Source organism: Halomonas sp. HMF6819 (assembly GCF_044335525.1).
Lineage (GTDB): Bacteria > Pseudomonadota > Gammaproteobacteria > Pseudomonadales > Halomonadaceae > Vreelandella.
Genome location: NZ_JBIQVY010000004.1, coordinates 210,564 through 226,815, shown reverse-complemented (window position 1 = coordinate 226,815; position 16,252 = coordinate 210,564). Strand labels below are relative to the sequence as shown.

16 protein-coding genes are annotated in these 16,252 nt (G+C 64.1%); 2 read left to right on the top strand and 14 right to left on the bottom strand.

What is annotated here, in order from left to right; translation table 11 throughout:
- Nucleotides 1–40 precede the first annotated feature (40 nt).
- The 13 genes from ACGLWX_RS13350 to ACGLWX_RS13290 form a co-directional block, all read right to left on the bottom strand.
- Nucleotides 41–418 (bottom strand): hypothetical protein, encoded by a 378-nt coding sequence (locus ACGLWX_RS13350; RefSeq protein ID WP_396240333.1) that lies wholly within the window; start codon nt 416–418, stop codon nt 41–43.
- A 6-nt stretch (nt 419–424) separates the two neighbouring features.
- Nucleotides 425–649, bottom strand: a complete 225-nt coding sequence (locus ACGLWX_RS13345) for a DUF2835 family protein (RefSeq protein ID WP_396240331.1) — start codon at nt 647–649, stop codon at nt 425–427.
- A gap of 67 nt (nt 650–716) precedes the next feature.
- Nucleotides 717–2,495: a putative bifunctional diguanylate cyclase/phosphodiesterase gene (locus ACGLWX_RS13340; RefSeq protein ID WP_396240329.1), complete on the bottom strand. Its 1,779-nt coding sequence runs from the start codon at nt 2,493–2,495 to the stop codon at nt 717–719.
- A gap of 202 nt (nt 2,496–2,697) precedes the next feature.
- A complete protein-coding gene (locus ACGLWX_RS13335) occupies nt 2,698–3,171 on the bottom strand; it encodes a C40 family peptidase (protein ID WP_396240327.1) in 474 nt (157 codons plus the stop codon).
- Nucleotides 3,172–3,301: 130 nt separating this feature from the next.
- The gene (gene phnE / locus ACGLWX_RS13330; RefSeq protein WP_396240325.1) at nt 3,302–4,117 is read right to left on the bottom strand and encodes a phosphonate ABC transporter, permease protein PhnE; all 816 of its coding nucleotides are present in this window, start codon (nt 4,115–4,117) and stop codon (nt 3,302–3,304) included.
- Nucleotides 4,118–4,130: 13 nt separating this feature from the next.
- Complete coding sequence (gene phnE / locus ACGLWX_RS13325) at nt 4,131–4,955, bottom strand: phosphonate ABC transporter, permease protein PhnE (RefSeq protein WP_396240323.1); 825 nt, start codon at nt 4,953–4,955, stop codon at nt 4,131–4,133.
- Nucleotides 4,952–5,782 carry a phosphonate ABC transporter ATP-binding protein gene (phnC, locus tag ACGLWX_RS13320; RefSeq protein WP_396240321.1) on the bottom strand — a complete coding sequence of 277 codons (831 nt, stop codon included), beginning with the start codon at nt 5,780–5,782 and terminating at the stop codon, nt 4,952–4,954. The genes phnE (ACGLWX_RS13325) and phnC overlap by 4 nt, the downstream gene beginning before the upstream one ends.
- A 73-nt stretch (nt 5,783–5,855) precedes the next feature.
- On the bottom strand, nt 5,856–6,818 hold the full coding sequence (gene phnD / locus ACGLWX_RS13315) for a phosphate/phosphite/phosphonate ABC transporter substrate-binding protein (RefSeq protein ID WP_396240319.1): 963 nt from the start codon (nt 6,816–6,818) through the stop codon (nt 5,856–5,858).
- A gap of 89 nt (nt 6,819–6,907) precedes the next feature.
- On the bottom strand, nt 6,908–8,644 hold the full coding sequence (locus ACGLWX_RS13310; protein ID WP_396240317.1) for a bifunctional diguanylate cyclase/phosphodiesterase: 1,737 nt from the start codon (nt 8,642–8,644) through the stop codon (nt 6,908–6,910).
- Nucleotides 8,645–8,764: 120 nt separating this feature from the next.
- Nucleotides 8,765–10,687, bottom strand: coding sequence for an alkaline phosphatase D family protein (locus ACGLWX_RS13305; RefSeq protein WP_396240315.1), 1,923 nt, complete (start codon nt 10,685–10,687; stop codon nt 8,765–8,767).
- Nucleotides 10,680–12,059, bottom strand: coding sequence for a sensor histidine kinase (locus tag ACGLWX_RS13300; RefSeq protein WP_396240313.1), 1,380 nt, complete (start codon nt 12,057–12,059; stop codon nt 10,680–10,682). The genes ACGLWX_RS13305 and ACGLWX_RS13300 overlap by 8 nt, the downstream gene beginning before the upstream one ends.
- Nucleotides 12,052–12,723 (bottom strand): response regulator transcription factor, encoded by a 672-nt coding sequence (locus tag ACGLWX_RS13295; protein WP_252105966.1) that lies wholly within the window; start codon nt 12,721–12,723, stop codon nt 12,052–12,054. Before ACGLWX_RS13295 ends, ACGLWX_RS13300 begins: the two co-directional genes overlap by 8 nt.
- Nucleotides 12,720–13,088 (bottom strand): PepSY domain-containing protein, encoded by a 369-nt coding sequence (locus ACGLWX_RS13290; RefSeq protein WP_396240311.1) that lies wholly within the window; start codon nt 13,086–13,088, stop codon nt 12,720–12,722. The genes ACGLWX_RS13295 and ACGLWX_RS13290 overlap by 4 nt, the downstream gene beginning before the upstream one ends.
- Before the next feature lie 177 nt (nt 13,089–13,265).
- On the opposite strand from ACGLWX_RS13290, the gene ACGLWX_RS13285 reads away from it, so the two are divergent.
- Nucleotides 13,266–13,739, top strand: a complete 474-nt coding sequence (locus ACGLWX_RS13285) for a PepSY domain-containing protein (protein WP_252105964.1) — start codon at nt 13,266–13,268, stop codon at nt 13,737–13,739.
- 47 nt (nt 13,740–13,786) lie between these two features.
- Here ACGLWX_RS13285 and ACGLWX_RS13280 read toward each other — a convergent pair whose 3' ends face one another.
- Nucleotides 13,787–15,181: a Glu/Leu/Phe/Val dehydrogenase gene (locus ACGLWX_RS13280; protein ID WP_396240309.1), complete on the bottom strand. Its 1,395-nt coding sequence runs from the start codon at nt 15,179–15,181 to the stop codon at nt 13,787–13,789.
- A 109-nt stretch (nt 15,182–15,290) separates the two neighbouring features.
- Between ACGLWX_RS13280 and ACGLWX_RS13275 the strand changes: the two genes are divergently transcribed.
- Nucleotides 15,291–16,250 carry a DUF1853 family protein gene (locus ACGLWX_RS13275; protein ID WP_396240307.1) on the top strand — a complete coding sequence of 320 codons (960 nt, stop codon included), beginning with the start codon at nt 15,291–15,293 and terminating at the stop codon, nt 16,248–16,250.
- Nucleotides 16,251–16,252 lie beyond the last annotated feature (2 nt).

Sequence of the window (16,252 nt, the reverse complement as noted above, 5' to 3'; positions counted from 1 at the left end):
AGACGCAATATCGGTGCCAAAAACGGCCATTCAGAGGAAATTAACGAGGCGTGGGCGTGGCGCGCTCGCCGCGCTGGAAGGCGCGCACGTGATCGTAAATGGCGATAGCGCCCTGGATGACGGCCTCCTCGCCGGGTTTGAGCGAAAGCGGCGGCGAGCGGTGGTTTTCATTGTCGATCAGCGCGTTGACGTCGTCGCGATAGCGCTCCAGCACTCCCTCCAGTCCCAAGCGCAGCCGGTATATCTCGAGAGTGAACTGCTGTTTTTGCTCCTTGCGCCGAAGCACCTCGAGCGGGTCGCTAGCGCTTTCGATCAGGCTGTCGAGCGTATTGAGCACCAGGGTTTCGGCCTGGTTGAGGTTAGGAATAATGCGTAGCACCAGCTCGCTCAGGCTCGGTGCGGGGTTGAAGGCGGACATGGCGGATTATCCTTGGACGAAATCGATGCGGCTAAAGCGGCCCTCACCGGTAAACGTGAGTCGAAACACGCCGTGAACGCCGTCCTGATCAACCACCCGGCGAAGCGCCTCGGCGGGAAAGACGACCCAGCGGCCGTCGACGCTCCGGGCGCGCACGTTGCGATAGCGCCCTTCGTAGTACGCCAGGCACTCGCGCGAGGTCAAACTCAAAACGACGTCGATGGAAGGCATGATAGCAGTACGAAAAACATTCAAGCGGCCAAGAGGATGAATGGATCAAGATGAACAAGCGCTGAACTTACAAAAGCCCTTTCGAAAGCGGCTTAATGGATTGCCACTCGAGCCGCTCGGGCCAGCGCTCGATCCAGTCGAGCACCTGCTCGGCGGGCATGGGGCGCGCAATGCCATAGCCTTGAGCCAGATAGCAGCCAAGCGCCACTAGTGCGCTCGCGTGGGCCAACGTTTCCACGCCTTCGGCCAGCATCGGCTTTTTGAACCGGTTGGCCATGTAGATCACGCTCTCGACGATCGCCATATCGTCGTGGTCGACCAGCATGTCGCGAACGAAGCTCTGATCGATCTTGATCAAATTCACCGGTAGCTGGCGCAGGTGGGTCAGCGATGAAAAGCCGGTGCCGAAATCGTCGATGGCAAAGCCCACGCCTAGGGTTTGACAGCACGCCATATTGACCAGCGCCGACTGGATATCGTGAATGGCGGCGCTTTCGAGCACTTCGAGTTTCAAAAGCGAGGGGCTTACGCTTGAGTAGCGCGCTAAATGCTCGCCAAGGCGATGACTGAAATCCTTGACCAGAAGGTGGGCGGGGCTGATGTTTACACTGACCGTAAGCGCAGCGTCCTGAGCCTGCCAGTCCGTGAGCTGGCGCAGCGCTTTGTTGATCACCCACTCGCCAAGCTCGATCTCGAGCGGAGTTCCTTCGATGACCGGTAAAAACGCCGCCGGAGCCAGCAGCCCTTCATCCGGATGCTGCCAGCGAATCAGCGCCTCGAGCCCGACGACCTCGCCGGTGCGCATGTCGATTTGAGGCTGATAGAAAAGGCGCAACTCGTCATCGCTGAGTGCATCGGAAAAGCGCTGTCGTTTTTCCTGGCGCAGGCGCAGTTGACGGTCCTGATCCGAGTCGAAGAAATGATAGGTATCTCGGCCGCGCTGCTTTGCGCGATACATCGCCTGGTTGGCGTGGCGCAGCAGCATGTCCCCCTGAGCATAATCTTTGGGATAGAGCGTCACGCCCAGACTCACCGTGAGGTAGATACTCTGGCCGTCGAGCATCAGCGGTTGGCGAATCGAGTCCAGCAGCGCTTCAAAGTACGCCTCGTCCACCCCATGGTGTAAGAGCAGCACGAATTCGTCGCCGCCGACCCGGGCGAGCACGTCATCCCCGACCAGCAGGTGGCTCACTCGCTGGGAAAACGCCGCCAGAATGGTATCACCGCGTTTGGGGCCCAGCCGCTCGTTGAGGGTCTGAAAATAGTCGATATCGAGCGAGCACACCGCCAGCGGCAGGCCCCTGGCGTCAGCGTGCTGTATGGACTCCTGAATGAGCTGGGTCAAAAGGTGTAGATTGGGTAAGCCGGTGAGCGAGTCGAAGCTGATTTCGCGGTCGAGATGGCGCGCGTGGGCGGGAATGGCCGACAGATCCGACAGCACGATGACGTGATAGGCCACCCCACCCTGCTCATTGCGTACCCGGTTGGTCGACATCATCGCCGGATAAGGCTTGCCGTCGTGGCCCCGGTAGCTCACCTGGCTCTTGCCGCGGTCACGAAACAGCACTTCGTCGTGCAGCAACCGCGAGGCCCGGCTGTCCTCCAGCGCCAGAATGCTGAACGACTGGGGTGATTTACCGGCCACCTGGTCCAGGCCAAGCCCGGTCAGCTCGCAAAAGGCCGGGTTGACGTCGACGACGAGGTTCTCAGCATCGGTGACAATAATCGCTTCATTGGCACAATAGAACGCCGCTTCGCAGAGCGAATACGAGGCGCTGGAGGGCACGACCGAGAGCGGCGCGTTACCTCGCAACGACAGCGCGGCATCAAATTGTTGCTGAGCCAATGACTGCTCCTTAAGCAGATCGGGGAGTGAGTCATGCATCGCGGGCAAGCCTGCCAATTCAGCGGTTTAACCAGCGAGGCACTCGTTACGCGGATGGATAAGGCGCTCGCGGATGACTACATTCATCACGCTTAACAGGCTACCATTATTAACACTTAATGGGCGTACTTAAACGAAACTTCTCATCTTTTTTCATACGCGCTCATGGCGCCAACGACGCCGCGCCCAGGTAGCGCTGCTCCCAGTAGTCGATGTCCAGCGGTACGCTGACCACTTGGCGGCCGCTGCCCGGCGCGTGAATCATCTGGCGGTTGCCGCGGTAGATACCCACGTGGGTGGCCTTAGTGCCGCTGCCGAAAAAGAGCAGGTCCCCCGGGCGCGGCTCAGGGGTGCCGGGCAGCGCCCGGTACTGCTGATCGGCGGTGCGCGGCACCTTGAAGCCGGCGGCGCGGTAGGTCATCTCGACCAGCCCCGAGCAGTCGAGCCCCTTGGTCGTATTACCGCCGAAGCGATACGGCGTACCGATCGCCTGCTGGGCGTGGGAAAGAATCAGCGCGCGCTCCATCGATATGCCCGCTGTGGTCGGCGTCGGGGCGGTGGCAATCTCCTTGCTGGCGCAGCCCGCGAGCAGAAAAAGCGCCAGCAGCGCTCCCAGTCGCCGGCAGGCGCGAGGCAAAACAAAATCAAAAGACGAACGAGAAGAGGGACAAAAAAACGGTGTCGACATGGTGCGCTCAGCCGGTGGCGTCAATGAGGTTTTATCATGGCTCAAGGCTCGCCCGGTTGCCACATCTACCTGGTGAGCCTCAGATCATGGCGTGGCGCACACGCGCCGAGATCCACTCGGAGATCAATACGGTTGCGAAAATCATCGCGAAGATGACGCTGACCTGACTCCAAGCGAGGCTGTTGATCGAGGCGTTGAGCTGTAGCCCGATGCCGCCGGCGCCGACCAGCCCCAGCACCGTCGACTCGCGGATATTGATGTCCCAGCGGTAGACGCTGATCCCGGCAAACGCCGGCAGGATTTGCGGCAACACGCCGTAATTCATCACCTGCAGGCGGCTCGCGCCGGTGGCGCTGATCGCCTCGACCGGCGTTGGGTGAATCTCCTCGATCGCTTCATATAAAAGCTTGCCGACGAAGCCGATCGAGCGCAGCGCGATGGCGATGATACCGGCGAGCACGCAGGGGCCGACGATGGTGACCAGCAGCATCGCCCAGATCAGCGAGTTGATCGAGCGCGACGAGACGATGACGGTCAGCGCCAGGCTTCGCACCAGCGGGTGCGGCGTGGTGTTGCGCGCGGCAAGAAATGCCACGGGAAAGGCCATCAGGATGCCCAGCGCCGTGCCCAGGGTGGCAATGTTGAGCGTGTCCCACATCGGCTGCCACAGGTTGGACGCGTATTCCCAGCGCGGCGGCAGCATCCGGCTTATGAGGTCACTTCCCTGGCGCCCGGCGTCCAGGGCGAACACCCACATGGTGTTGTCCGAGATCACTTTCCAACACAGCAGAAACAGGCACGTGCCCGCGAGCCAGCCGCCAAAGCGCAGCCACTGGGCGCGGCTGGTGCGCCGCTGCCACAGCGGCAAACCATCAATCGAGGTCGAAACGGGCATCAGGGATTCCTGCCTATTGGGTGAAGCGGCGTACGTGGCTGGAGGCGTATTCGCTGGCCAGCACGATCGCGATGATGATCAACAAAATCGCCGCCGAGGTGCTGTACTCGTAGCGGCTGAGCGAGGTGTTCAGCGTAGCGCCGATGCCGCCGGCGCCGACGATGCCGATCACCGACGACTCACGAAAGTTGATGTCGAGGCGGTACATGGAGAGCCCGATCAGCCGCGGCATCACTTGGGGCTGGACGGCGTGGTTCATCACCTGCCACCAGCCGGCGCCAGTGGCGCGCACCGCCTCGACTTGGCGCGCGTCCAGATCCTCGATGTCCTCGGCCAAAAGCTTGGCCATGAAGCCGACGGTGGCGAAGGCCAGGGTGAGCATGCCGGCCAGCGGCCCGAAGCCAAACATCACCACGAACAAAATCGCGATGATGATTTCCTGAAAGGTACGCGACACCGCGATGATCGCTCGGCACAGCGCGTAGACCGGCAGCGGCGCCACGTTGCGCGCCGCCCCGAGCCCTACGGGAATGGCGAGCAGCACGCCGATCACCGTGGAGGTGAGCGTCATGGTCAAACTTTCCAAAAGACCGGCGAGGATGTCGCCCTGGCGGCTTACAAAATCCGGGTGAGTAAAGGCCGCCAAAAAGTTGAGCCCGCGCCCGGCCCCTTCGGCGACCCGCGCCCAGTTCACCTCTACGGAGCCGAGCGCCAGCGCGAGATACGCTAGCGCGCCGACGCCAAGCGCCACGCGAAGCCATTGACGCTCGATGAAGACGGGTTTTCGCCACTGCCCGCGCCGCGCCGCGCTCAGCCGCGCCTGGTTATTCGCCCTCATGAGGTAGCCACGCGCAGGGTCGGCGCCTCAGCCCGCGGCGCGGTGCCTGGCTCGTCATACTCATCCGGTTCACCGTCACGGGTATCCCACTCCTCCTCGCCGTAGATGGTGGTGAGCGTCTCGGCGGTGAGCTCCCCCGGGGCACCATCGAAGACAATGCGCCCGGCGTTGAGCCCGACGATGCGGTCGGCGAACTGCTGAGCCAGTGCCACATCGTGAATATTGATGATCGCGGCCAGCTCGCGCTCGGCGCAGAGCTCGCGAATCAGGCGCATGATCTGGCGCGAAGTTTTCGGGTCGAGGCTCGCCGTGGGCTCGTCGACCAGTAAAAGCCTTGGGCTCTGCAGCAGCGCCCGGGCGATGCCCACCCGCTGGCGCTGGCCACCGGAAAGCGCATCGGCGCGCTTGTCGATGGCATGCGCGAGTCCCACCCGCTCGAGCAGGCGAAACGCTTCACGTACCGCATCCGTAGGGTAGCGGCGCAGAAAGCTTCGCCAGAAGCCGACGTAACCCAGCCGCCCGGAGAGCACGTTCTCCATTACCGTGAGCCGGTCGACCAGCGCGTACTCCTGAAAGATCATGCCCATCGAGCGCCGCGCCCGCCTGAGCCCGGCGCCGGAAAGCGTGGTCAGTTCCTGATCCCCCAATCGGATACTGCCCTGAGTCGGCTCCACTAGCCGGTTCACGCAGCGAATCAGCGTGCTCTTGCCCGCGCCCGACGGGCCGATCAGCGCCAGCACCTGCCCTTTGGGAAGGGTCAGCTCGATATCGCTTAGCGCGCGATCGCCGGTGGGGTAGCGTTTGCCAACGCCTGCGAGTGTGAGCATGGAAGTACCTCGTCAATACGGCGGTCGGCCGGAAGCGCTGCTTCCGGCCGAAAAGTCTCGAAAAACGCGGGGGTCAGTCGCAGTCGTAGGTGACGTCGTTGGCGTCAGCGATGGTGCGAATCACCGACCAGTGATCGGCGTAGGTGATGGGGATGAACTGCGCCTCGCCGGAGTTTTCGAACTCCGCCGCAAGCGGCGTGCCTTCCCAGTCATAGCTGAAAAAGGCGTCCTCAATCTGCTGGGCAAGCTCGGGTTTCAGGTTGTGCGCCAGGCCATAGCCGGTGGTCGGGAAGGTTTGCGAGGTATAGATGACGTCGAAATCGCCTTCGTTGACCACGCCCCGGGCGATCATGCGCGTAGCCACCGAGTTGGCGATCGCCGCGGCGTCGTAATCCTGGTTGACCACGCCCAGAATCGAGTTGTCGTGGGAGCCGGAGAAGGCGGTTTCGAAGTCCTCGCCCGCCTCCATCCCGTACTCGGAGCGCAGAAGCGCCAAGGGTGCGCGGAAACCGGAGTTGGAGGTTTCCGAAGTGAACGCCAGCTGGCGCCCTTCCAAATCCTCGACGGAGTCGATGCCGCTGCCCGGGTAGGTGATGATCTCCATCTCGTAGCCGAAGCTGCCGTCGTCGGCGGCCATCATGGCGAACGGACGGAACCCGCCGCAGTTCACCGCCACCGGCACGCCGCCGGTGTTGAAGCCGGCGATATGCAAACGCCCGGCGCGCAGCGCCTCCTGCTGGGCGGCGTTGGACTGCACCGGGAAGAACTGCACCTGCTTACCAGTGGCCTCGCTCAAGTGCTCGAGAAAGTCCGCCCACACCTCGGCGTACACCGCCGGGTCTTCCACCGGCGTATAGGCGAAGACCAGCGTGTCCGGATCCACCCACTGGGACTCGTCGCTTGGCACGTCAGCGACCATGTCGCCATCGTCATCAGTGTAGCGCGAGGAGAGATCGGCGGCGGCGCCAAGCGTGGTCAGCGCGAAAGCACCCGTGATAGCGGCGCTGAGAAGCGTGCGGGTAAAAGAGAGCGTCATCGTGAACCCCTAAGCGTTATTCGAAGTGCCGTTATCATGGCAGCGCCGGATGACAGCCCCGCGACACTGACATGACACCAAAATGACACTTAGCCGTGGGTCTCACGGCGTTCGACGAACAGGCTGTTACCGGGAATCTTCTTCGCCTGATGCTTGAGCTCGGAAAGCCTGGCTGCGACCTCGAGCGCCTTATAGCGCGTCGACTCCAGCACCGGCTGAACGGCGATCGACACGCTCACGCAGGGAAAAAAATCCGCCTCCCCCCGCCGGTTTTCGACCCGCACCCCGCCCTGCTGTCGATCGCTCTCGGTATAGAACTGCGGCGCCATCACGCCAAAGGAGTCGAGAATCTGGCGGCACACGCTCTCCCAGTGCTCGATGGGCAGCAGCATCATGAAGTCATCGCCACCGATATGGCCGATGAAGCCGCCGGCGCTGTCCACCTGCGCCTGCAAAAGCCGGGACAGCGCAATTATCACCTGATCGCCCCGGGCGTAGCCGTAGGCGTCGTTGAATGCCTTGAAGTTGTCCAGATCAACGTAGGCGGCGGCGAAGGGCGTTTGCGCCTCGAGCGCCTGACTCAACGTCTCGTTGATCAGAATGTTGCCGGGGAGCCCGGTGAGCGGGTTGGCGTGGCGCGCCTGGCGCACCTGGATGGCGGTGATCTCGCGCAGCAGATCGACGATGCTGCCCATGCCCAGATAGCGTCCCTGGTCGACGATCACGAAATCTTCCTGGTCGATGTCGTGACGGTCGGTCAGCGCCTGGCTCAGCGTCTCAAGCGGCGTATCCGCCTCGCTGATCAGCGCACGGGTATCGGCCACGTCCATCACCCGGCGCTTGGCGTAGAGCGCGTGGCTGTACGGGTTGGTAAACAGGGTCAAAAAGGCGCTTCGCCGCACCACCGCCACCGGTCGGTCACCGTCGATCACCGCCACGCAGCGAAGCGTGGGAACGTTACGAAAACGCTCGGCCAGCGCCAGCACCGAATCCTGCGGCGCGACGGTATCGATCGGGCGCGAAATGGCGCGAGCGGTACGCCCGGCGCTACTGGCCTGCCCGGCAGCGGGTAGCTGCATATGAAGGGAAAGCGGCGGCGTGGCGCTGGGTCGTGCAAAGTAAAATCCCTGCAAGAGCGAGAGCCCGCGGTCGAGCTCCCAAAGACACAGATGCTCGGCGGCGGTTTCGATACCCTCGGCGATCAGCTTGCAGTCGAGGCTTCGCGCCACGTCCAGAATCGAGCGCAGAAACTCGCGCTTGGCCGGCTCCTGGTCGATTCCGGCGATGAAGTGGCGGTCGAGCTTGACAAAATCCGGGCGCAGCTCCGCCCAGTGGCGAAGGCTCGAGTGCCCGGCGCCCAGGTCGTCGAGGGCCACCTGAAAGCCCATGTCGCGGTAGTGATCCACCGCCTGGCGCATCAGCTCGTAGTCGTGAATCGGCACGTGCTCGGTGAGCTCGATCACCACCCGCTCCGGCGGCAGCGCGCTTTCGCGCACGAACCCAAGGGTCAGCCCCTCCTGGAAGTCACGCTCGACGATGGTCAGCGGCATGACGTTGAGAAACAGAAAGCCTGGAAGTTCGAGCTCGGCAAAGCGGGTAATCGCCAAACGTCGGCACAAGAGATCGAGTTCGACCAGAAGCCCGGCCTGGGTCGCCACGTCGAACAGGCGCAGCGGCGAGTGCAGCGGCGACGCTTCTGGCCCGCGCACCAGCGCCTCATAGCCAAAGATCGCCTGCTGGCTCGCGTCCATGATGGGTTGAAAAAGAACGCTCAGGTCTTCGCGTTCGAGAATGAGATGTAGCCACTGAGCGTCTTGCGCGGTCATGCCAAAGGCCTTATGAACGGGATGTACGGATAAACCTCATTGAGCCCTGGTCCTTTTGGATGAGATTCGATCCGCGAAATCCTGCGTCATGGCGGTGACATTTTTATGACAACCCGGTGGTCAGGTCGGCTTTTTGGGCGGCGGAAAGCGGACTTCCCCACCGCGGGCGTCGAGCTGGCGAATATCCATCGGCCGGCCCTGGCGGTCCAGCGTCACCAGCCCCAGCCCGCTGGCGTTGTAGAGACGCTCGCCGGCACTGGCGCCGACCGGGTCACGCGGAACGACGTCGAACTTGCGCCGTTTGGTGAACCAGTTCAGCGGCGACCAAGGCGCGTAGAGCCAGCGATTGAGCCGATCGAACACGTTCAAAAGCTGTTTGGGGAAGGTGTTCTTGATGCCGCTGGAAGTGATTTGCCACAGGTGCGGAGGGCGCTCGCGGCGGCGCACGAAAACGTCATAGGCGAAAGAATAGTGCACGTCGCCGGACAAAATCACGTAGTTGCCCGGCGTTTTCGAGTGGCGCCAGATCTGCAGCAGCACGTTGGCCGCCCCGCGGTGGGCCATCCAGTTTTCGGCGTCAACCACCAGCGGCTTGCCTGCCAGGGTGAAAAGCTTCTGCACGCCTTCGATCAGCTTGACCCCGAACATCGGCGCGGGCGAGACGATCACTGCGCTTTGGCACTCGAGAAGCTGCTGCTGCATCTCCATCAGCGCCTCCCAGTCCATCAGCCCGGAGGGGCGCCTGGGGCTTAACTCGCTGCGCCAGCGCCGGGTGCGGGTATCGAGCACGACCAGCGCAGGCTTACCGGGTACGTGAAACTCCCAGCCCTGAAAGCGCAAAAGCGTGGCAATGAAGCGATCCTGACGCGGCGCCTTGAGCGTGTCATCGGCGGATGCCAGCAGCGCGCCGGCCTCACTGATCAGCGGGGCGAGCTTGTCCGGGTCGTTCCCCCACCCCTGACAAATCAGGTAGGCGATCAGGGCGTTGCCGATGATGCGCTTCGAGAACGGGTGCCCGTAGGCGCAGCGCTCCCAGTCCGCCGTTAGATTCCAGTCGTCGGTCACGTCATGATCATCGAAAATCATCAGGCTCGGCAGGTGCGCCAACAGCCGCGCACACTGCGGTAGGCCTTCGACGAAGGCCGTCATCGTCGCCTGCTCCTGACGGTAGGCGGCCTGATCCTTCGGCTCGAGGGCGGGCTCGGTCGGGTCGATCAGCGTCCAAGGGGTCGGCGACCACGCCAGGCAGTACATGGCGAGCATTTCGGCCAGCGTCATCAGGTGGTTCGAGGCGTTCGCCGAGGTGAACACCGGCTTTTTCACCCCGCCGAAAAAGCGCTCGCGAAGCGCGGCGTTGCTGGTCACGTCCGGCAGCAACTGATCGCGCTGGTAGTAGGTTTGCGGTGCGGCGTAGAGCGCTTGGCTATCCTCGACCGTGGCCCCCTCGAGGCGCTCGTCGAAAAGCCCGAGCCGGTCGATCAGCGCGTGAATAGCGCGCAGCGTCGGCCCCGCCACGTCGTCGACGTACACCTGGTCGCCGGTCATCAAAAGCCACGCCGGCCACTCTTCGGCCTCGCCCTGGCGCTTGGCAAGCCAGACGTCGCCGCGCACCAGCCCATCCGGGCTTTCGTGGTGAGGCTTGCGGCACGAGCCGTGCATCAAGCGGTGGTGGCGTGAGGCGAGTACAAAGGCGGGAAACGCCTGGCCGTCATGGCAAAGCCAGGGCGCCCACTCGGCAATGCCGCGCTCCGTACCATTCGGCGTTTTCACGCGAAGGTCGTAGTCGATGCGCTCGTCACACGGCAGCGGCGCCTCAAGCGTTACATCGATCAGGCAGATGTGCGCGTGGCGGCCGATTTGCAGGCGCGTGTGCGCCGCGCTCACATCCAAAGCGCGCTCGCGCGGCTGGTTGGGAAAGAGTATCAGGGTCATCTCGAGCGGGCGCGAGCTCACCAGCCACAGCGTTAGCCGCGTGGGGCTCAGCCGGCGCAGCAGCGGGCCGACCAGCACGCCAGAAATATCGTGCTCGGTACGCTCAGCCACGGGCCACCACCGGCAGCGTAACAGCCACGTGCAGCCCGCCGGCCTGGGCGCGGGTGAGCGTCAGCGTGCCCTGATAGAGCGCCACCAGATCCGCCACGATGGAGAGCCCGAGGCCGCTGTTCGAGCGCTGCTCGTCGAGGCGCTTGCCGCGCTCGAGCGCCGCCTGGCACTGCGCCTCGTCCATGCCCGGGCCGTCGTCTGCCACGCTCAGATGAAGGGTCTCGCCCTGGCTCTGAACACACAGCGTCACGCGGCTTTCGGCCCAGCGCAGGGCGTTATCGAGCAGGTTACCCACCACTTCCTGCACGTCCTGACGATCCATGCGCACATGAGGGCGCACCTGCCAGCGGGTTTCCAGCGCGACCTGACGCCGCCCCGCCAGCCGGCCCAGCCCCTCGATCAGCCCGGCCAGCGCCTCTTCCAGCGCGATCGGCGCCAGATGCAGGCCGTCGCCGGCGGCGCTCGCCCGGGCCAGGTGGTGGCGCACGGCGCTGTCGATGCGTGAAAGCTCGACGTCGAAGCGCTCACGCTGCGCCTCGGGCAGCTGGCTAAGCTGAAGGCGCATGACGCTCAGCGGCGTTTTCAGCGCGTGGGCGAGATTGCCGGCGGTGTGGCGGCCGCGCTCGATCAGGCGCTGGTCGCGGGCAAGCACCGCGTTCATCGACGTGGCCAGCGTGGCAAGCTCCTCGGGCAGGCGGGTATTCATGCGGCTCGCCGCGCCCTTTTCGACCTCGCGCAGGTTGGCGTTCATACGCCGAAGCGGCGCCAGCCCGAAGCGCACCTGCAGTGCCAGCACGCCCAGCAGCAGCACCGACAGCGCCAGCGTGCCCAGCCAAAGAAGCCGCTGAAAACCAAGAATCTCCGCCTGAAGAGCGCTTTCATCGGCGGCGACGCTGACGTGCAGCGGCGTCTCGAGCGGGGCGAGGTAGATGTCGCGCTCGACCACGCGAAGCGGCTGGCCGCGCGGGCCTTTCAGGCTGCGCGCGCTGGCCCGCCGACTATCGGTGACCGGCAGGCGCTGATCCCACAGCGAGCGCGAAGCGAGGCGGTGCTCGCTCTGGTCGGTGATCTGCCAGTACCAGCCGGAAAAGACCTGATCGAAGCGCGCATCGCCCAGCGCGCTGGGGTAATCAAGCGTATTGGCGACGGCGTCGAAGGTGACGCCGGCTATCACCACGTTCAGCGTTGCCTCCAGCCGCTCATCAAAGGCGTCGACCGCGGCGCGTTTGTAGTAGTGCGCAAGCCAGGCCCCGGCCAGCGGCAGCGCCAGGCCCACGAGCAAGAGTGCGGCGAGCAGCAGCCGGGTGGCGATCGAGCGGCGCGCCCAGCGCTGGCTTAGCCTGGCGCGAAGGCGCGCGCGGCGGCTAGGCATCCGGCGCCTCGGCCAGCAGGCGATAGCCCTGGCCTCTCAGGGTGACGAAGCGCCAGGCGCCGAGCTTGCGACGCAGCCGGCTGATCTGCACGTCGATCACGTTGGAGTCCGGCTCCTGGTCGCGATCGTACACGTGCTCGGCGAGCTCGGCGCGGCTGACCACGCGCGGGGCGGCGTGCATCAAATAGCTTAGAAGCCGCGTCTCCTGAGCGGTGAGGCTGACCGGGCGCCCGGCGAGGCTCACGTGCTGGGTGTGCGTGTCCAGACTCAGCTCGCCCAGGCGAATCACCGGGTGGGCGTGGCCGTGGGTGCGGCGCAAGATCGCGCGCAGGCGAAAGAGCACCTCGGCAGACTCAAAAGGCTTGGTGACGTAATCATCGGCGCCGGCGGAAAAGCCTGCGGCCTTGTCCGCCCAGCGCTCGCGGGCGGTAAGGATCAACACCGGCAGGTCGATGCCGTCGTCGCGCCAGGCGCCTAGCCAGCGCGTGCCGTCGCCGTCGGGCAGGCCGACATCGAGAATCAGCGCGTCATAAGCTTCGGTGCGCACCAGGAAATCTGCCTGTTGGCCGGTATCGGCGACTTCCACCAGCCAATCGCCATCCTTGAGCGCCTGGGCCAACTCGCTGGCCAGCGCCTGGTCGTCTTCCACGAGTAAACATTTCATCGCAGGTCATCCTTGACGTCGTCGCGGCGCATCTCGTTGATCCGCACGCCTTCGATTTTCATTAGCTGGCCGCTTCTGCCGTCGAACTCGAACTCAACCACCTGGCCCTGGGGGCCGAGCATCTTGATTTCGTACTCGATCTCGCCGTCGTCGCGCTCCATTTCGATTTCGATCACCTCGCCTTCGAAGCGCGCCTCCAGCCAGTCCAGAAGCGACTCCAGCCCCACCGTTTCACCGCGCTGTACCTGGCCGTGAAGCGCTCGCCATTGCGGCTCGGCGTCGGACGCGCTCGCCCACGCAAACGTCGCCACGACCAGCAGCGCGGCGCAGAAAGAGGCTGGATAGAACCACGAAAATCGTTTCATGGGCTCAGGATGCCAAACTCGAGATGAACGCTTCATGAACGCCGCCTTCAGGTTAGCGAAAGAGCGCCGCTGCTATAAAGGGCATGACTCACCTCGCAAGGCTTGGCGAGAACGCTCAATGCTCGTCCCGCGAGGTTTCTAGCCTGCGAGGTTTTTATACTGGAAAGGGAGTGTGACATGACACCGATGAAAAAAGCAGTGCTATTGCCAGCCTCTGCCCTGCTGCTCGTTGCCACCACCGCCGCCCAGGCCGACCGCCTGCCACTTGAGCGGCTGGACGAGGTGCTGAATTATACCGCCAACTACGGCTTCACCCATCTCGAAGAGCTCAGCGTCGATGACGGCCGCCGTATCGAAGCCGAAGGCTGGCTCGACGAGGAGTGGTTCGCCGACGTCGAGTTCTCGCTCGATAGCGGCGAAAGCCTGAGTGAAGAGCGCGAACGGCTGGTCAGCGGCGCTTGGGGCATGAGCGAGGACGATATCCGCCAGGCGTTCGAGATGGCCCGCCAGGAAGGCATGACCGCGTTCGAGGAAATCGATATCAGCCGCAGCGGCATCATCGATATCGAAGGCGAGTCCGACGACGGCCGCGACATCGAGATCAGCGTGCGTCAGGGCTCTTTTGATGTGGTCGAGATCGACCGCGACTAATAACTAACACCTGCCAGGGGCAAGCAAACGCCCGCCCCTGACGCAGGTTAGCGGCAGTCCTGGCAGTTGCCGCGCGCCATGATCGCCTCGGCGATGCGCTCGACGCCCTGACGATACGCGGCCTGACGGTAGGTGATCTTTTCGTCGCGGGCGCGCTCGAGTACCCGATTGGCCTGATCGTCGAGGATCTCGTCCAACCGCTGGTTGACCTCCTTTTCGCTCCAGGCCTGGCCCGCGCGATTTTGTAGCCACTCGAAGTAGCTCACGATCACCCCGCCGGTGTTGGCCAGCACGTCCGGCAGCACGTCGATTCCGCGGCTTTCCAGCGCGCGGTCGGCGTCACTGGTGACCGGGCCGTTGGCGATCTCGAGGATCATCCCGGCGCGAATCTCGCCGACGTTATCGCCAGTGACCTGGTTTTCCATGGCGGCCAGCGCCAGCACGTCGACCTCGAGCGCCAACAGCTCCTCACCCTTGAGGCTCTCGCCCTGGCGACACTTGGCGAGCTCGCCATGCTTCTCCTTGGCCTTTTTGGCCGCGTCGATATCGAGCCCCTTGGGTTTGTAGATGCCGCCGCTGGAGTCGGACGCCGCTACCACCTGATAGCCGCGCTCGCTGGCCAAGCGGGCGAAGTGGTACGCCGCGTTGCCAAAGCCTTGCACCGCCACGGTGGTTTCCTCGGGCTTGCGCGATGCTTGCTGCGCCCAGAGATCCAGCACCTTCAGCGCGCCGCGGCCGGTGGCCTCGACCCGGCCCGGCGAGCCACCAAGCGACAGCGGCTTGCCCGTGATCGCCGCCGGTGCCCGTCGGCGCACGATGTTCTCGTACTCGTCGATCATCCAGCCCATCACTTCGGCGTCGGTGTTCATGTCCGGCGCGGGAATGTCGCGATCCGGCCCCACCACATCGGCGATGGCGCGAATGTAGCCTCGCGCCAGGCGCTCGCGCTCAAGCGATGAAAGCGCCTTGGCATCGACCTGAACGCCGCCCTTGCCGCCGCCAAACGGCAGCCCTGCCACCGCGCACTTCACCGCCATCCAGAAGCTGAGCGTGGTGACCTCGTGCTGGTTGGCCTTTGGGTGAAAGCGCACCCCGCCCTTGGCCGGCCCCAGGGAGATATCGTACTGCACGCGCCAGGCGGGAAACGCCTGCAGGCGGCCGTCGTCCATGCGCACCGGAATGCTGACCTGCAGCGACATCGCCGGCTGCATCAGCCGTGCGCGGGCGTCGTGGTGAATATCCAGCGCCTCGAACACCTCTTCCAGGCGCGAGCGGGCGTCGTCGAAAAGCGCCGCGCCGGTTTGCGGCGTCAGCGCTTGGGCTTCAACATCGGAGTGGGAAGAGGCCGCGTTTTTGGACTCGGCACTTTTCGAAGGCGCCTGCTTTTTACCCTTGGTGCTACGCTTGGCGCTGCTTTTGCCGCTATTTTTCGAATGAGCCATAAATACACTCCTTTGCATCGATGGACCGTTGAGATCGTTAACCGCCCTTAAGCGTAGCAGCCGTTTTTCGATTTCACCGCTAACGTGCAGACGCCGCCGGAACGCCGATATGCCGCCACAAAGCCCTCTCGATGCGCTCAGTGCCCCGCTCGAAGACGCCATTGCGCGCGATCTGGCGTGGCTTCTGGACGCCCCGGACATCGTCGAGCTCAAGGGCTACCCGGGCCGGCCGAGCCGCACGGCGCTGGGGCTTACGCACGGCGAGCAGGGCTGGCTTTTGCGCCAAAAGCCGGCGATTCAGGCGCTGTCGAAAAAGCGGGTGACGCGGATGGGCCACTACCACGAGGCGCTGTGGCATCTGCTGCTCGGCCAAAGCCCCAATACCCGGCTTTTGGCGCACAATATTGCGATTCGCGAGCGCCGCCAGACCCTGGGCGAGCTGGATATGCTCTACCGCACGCAAGCCAACCCCGCCCCCATACACTTGGAAGTGGCGATCAAGTTCTATCTAGGGCTTGATGAAGGCCCGGACGCGCCGGACAGTCCTAACCGCTGGATCGGCACAGGCGGGCTCGACAGCCTGGCGCGCAAGTGCGCGCACCTGCACGCCCATCAGCTGCCGCTTTCCGCCACCCCGCTTGCGCGCAATACGCTGCGCCATTGGCTCACCCCGCGCGACTGCCCGGGCGAGATCGGCGAGATCACTCATCAGGTGGCCATGCCCGGGGTGCTGTTCTACCCGTTTCACGGGGCGCTTCCCCCGCCACGAGGCGCCACCGCACAGCACGAGCGTGGGCGGTGGTGTCATCGAAAGGAGTGGGCGGCGCTTTTGGAGAGCGCGGGAGAAGTGCGGCTGGCCTGGCTTTCCAAGCCGTTCTGGATGGCGCCGCCGGTCGAGACGGCGTTTCACCCGCCGGCGGCGCTGTGGCCGCAGATCGAGGCGTGTATCGAGCGCTTCGGCCCCCAGCAGGTGATGCTGAAAGCCGACGACGGCGCGAGCGAGCGCGTGTTCATCGTGCCCGACGCCTGGCCGCGGGAGGTGCCGCTACCGGTCGAAACGCGCGCTTGAGG

What these genes read in the sequence shown, in the direction of transcription:
- ACGLWX_RS13350 (WP_396240333.1), bottom strand. Translation starts at nt 418, where the DNA reads ATGTCCGCCTTCAACCCCGCACCGAGCCTGAGCGAGCTGGTGCTACGC.
- ACGLWX_RS13345 (WP_396240331.1), bottom strand. Translation starts at nt 649, where the DNA reads ATGCCTTCCATCGACGTCGTTTTGAGTTTGACCTCGCGCGAGTGCCTG.
- phnE (WP_396240325.1), bottom strand. Translation starts at nt 4,117, where the DNA reads ATGCCCGTTTCGACCTCGATTGATGGTTTGCCGCTGTGGCAGCGGCGC.
- phnE (WP_396240323.1), bottom strand. Translation starts at nt 4,955, where the DNA reads ATGAGGGCGAATAACCAGGCGCGGCTGAGCGCGGCGCGGCGCGGGCAG.
- phnC (WP_396240321.1), bottom strand. Translation starts at nt 5,782, where the DNA reads ATGCTCACACTCGCAGGCGTTGGCAAACGCTACCCCACCGGCGATCGC.
- phnD (WP_396240319.1), bottom strand. Translation starts at nt 6,818, where the DNA reads ATGACGCTCTCTTTTACCCGCACGCTTCTCAGCGCCGCTATCACGGGT.
- ACGLWX_RS13310 (WP_396240317.1), bottom strand. Translation starts at nt 8,644, where the DNA reads ATGACCGCGCAAGACGCTCAGTGGCTACATCTCATTCTCGAACGCGAA.
- ACGLWX_RS13300 (WP_396240313.1), bottom strand. Translation starts at nt 12,059, where the DNA reads ATGCCTAGCCGCCGCGCGCGCCTTCGCGCCAGGCTAAGCCAGCGCTGG.
- ACGLWX_RS13295 (WP_252105966.1), bottom strand. Translation starts at nt 12,723, where the DNA reads ATGAAATGTTTACTCGTGGAAGACGACCAGGCGCTGGCCAGCGAGTTG.
- ACGLWX_RS13290 (WP_396240311.1), bottom strand. Translation starts at nt 13,088, where the DNA reads ATGAAACGATTTTCGTGGTTCTATCCAGCCTCTTTCTGCGCCGCGCTG.
- ACGLWX_RS13285 (WP_252105964.1), top strand. Translation starts at nt 13,266, where the DNA reads ATGACACCGATGAAAAAAGCAGTGCTATTGCCAGCCTCTGCCCTGCTG.
- ACGLWX_RS13280 (WP_396240309.1), bottom strand. Translation starts at nt 15,181, where the DNA reads ATGGCTCATTCGAAAAATAGCGGCAAAAGCAGCGCCAAGCGTAGCACC.
- ACGLWX_RS13275 (WP_396240307.1), top strand. Translation starts at nt 15,291, where the DNA reads ATGCCGCCACAAAGCCCTCTCGATGCGCTCAGTGCCCCGCTCGAAGAC.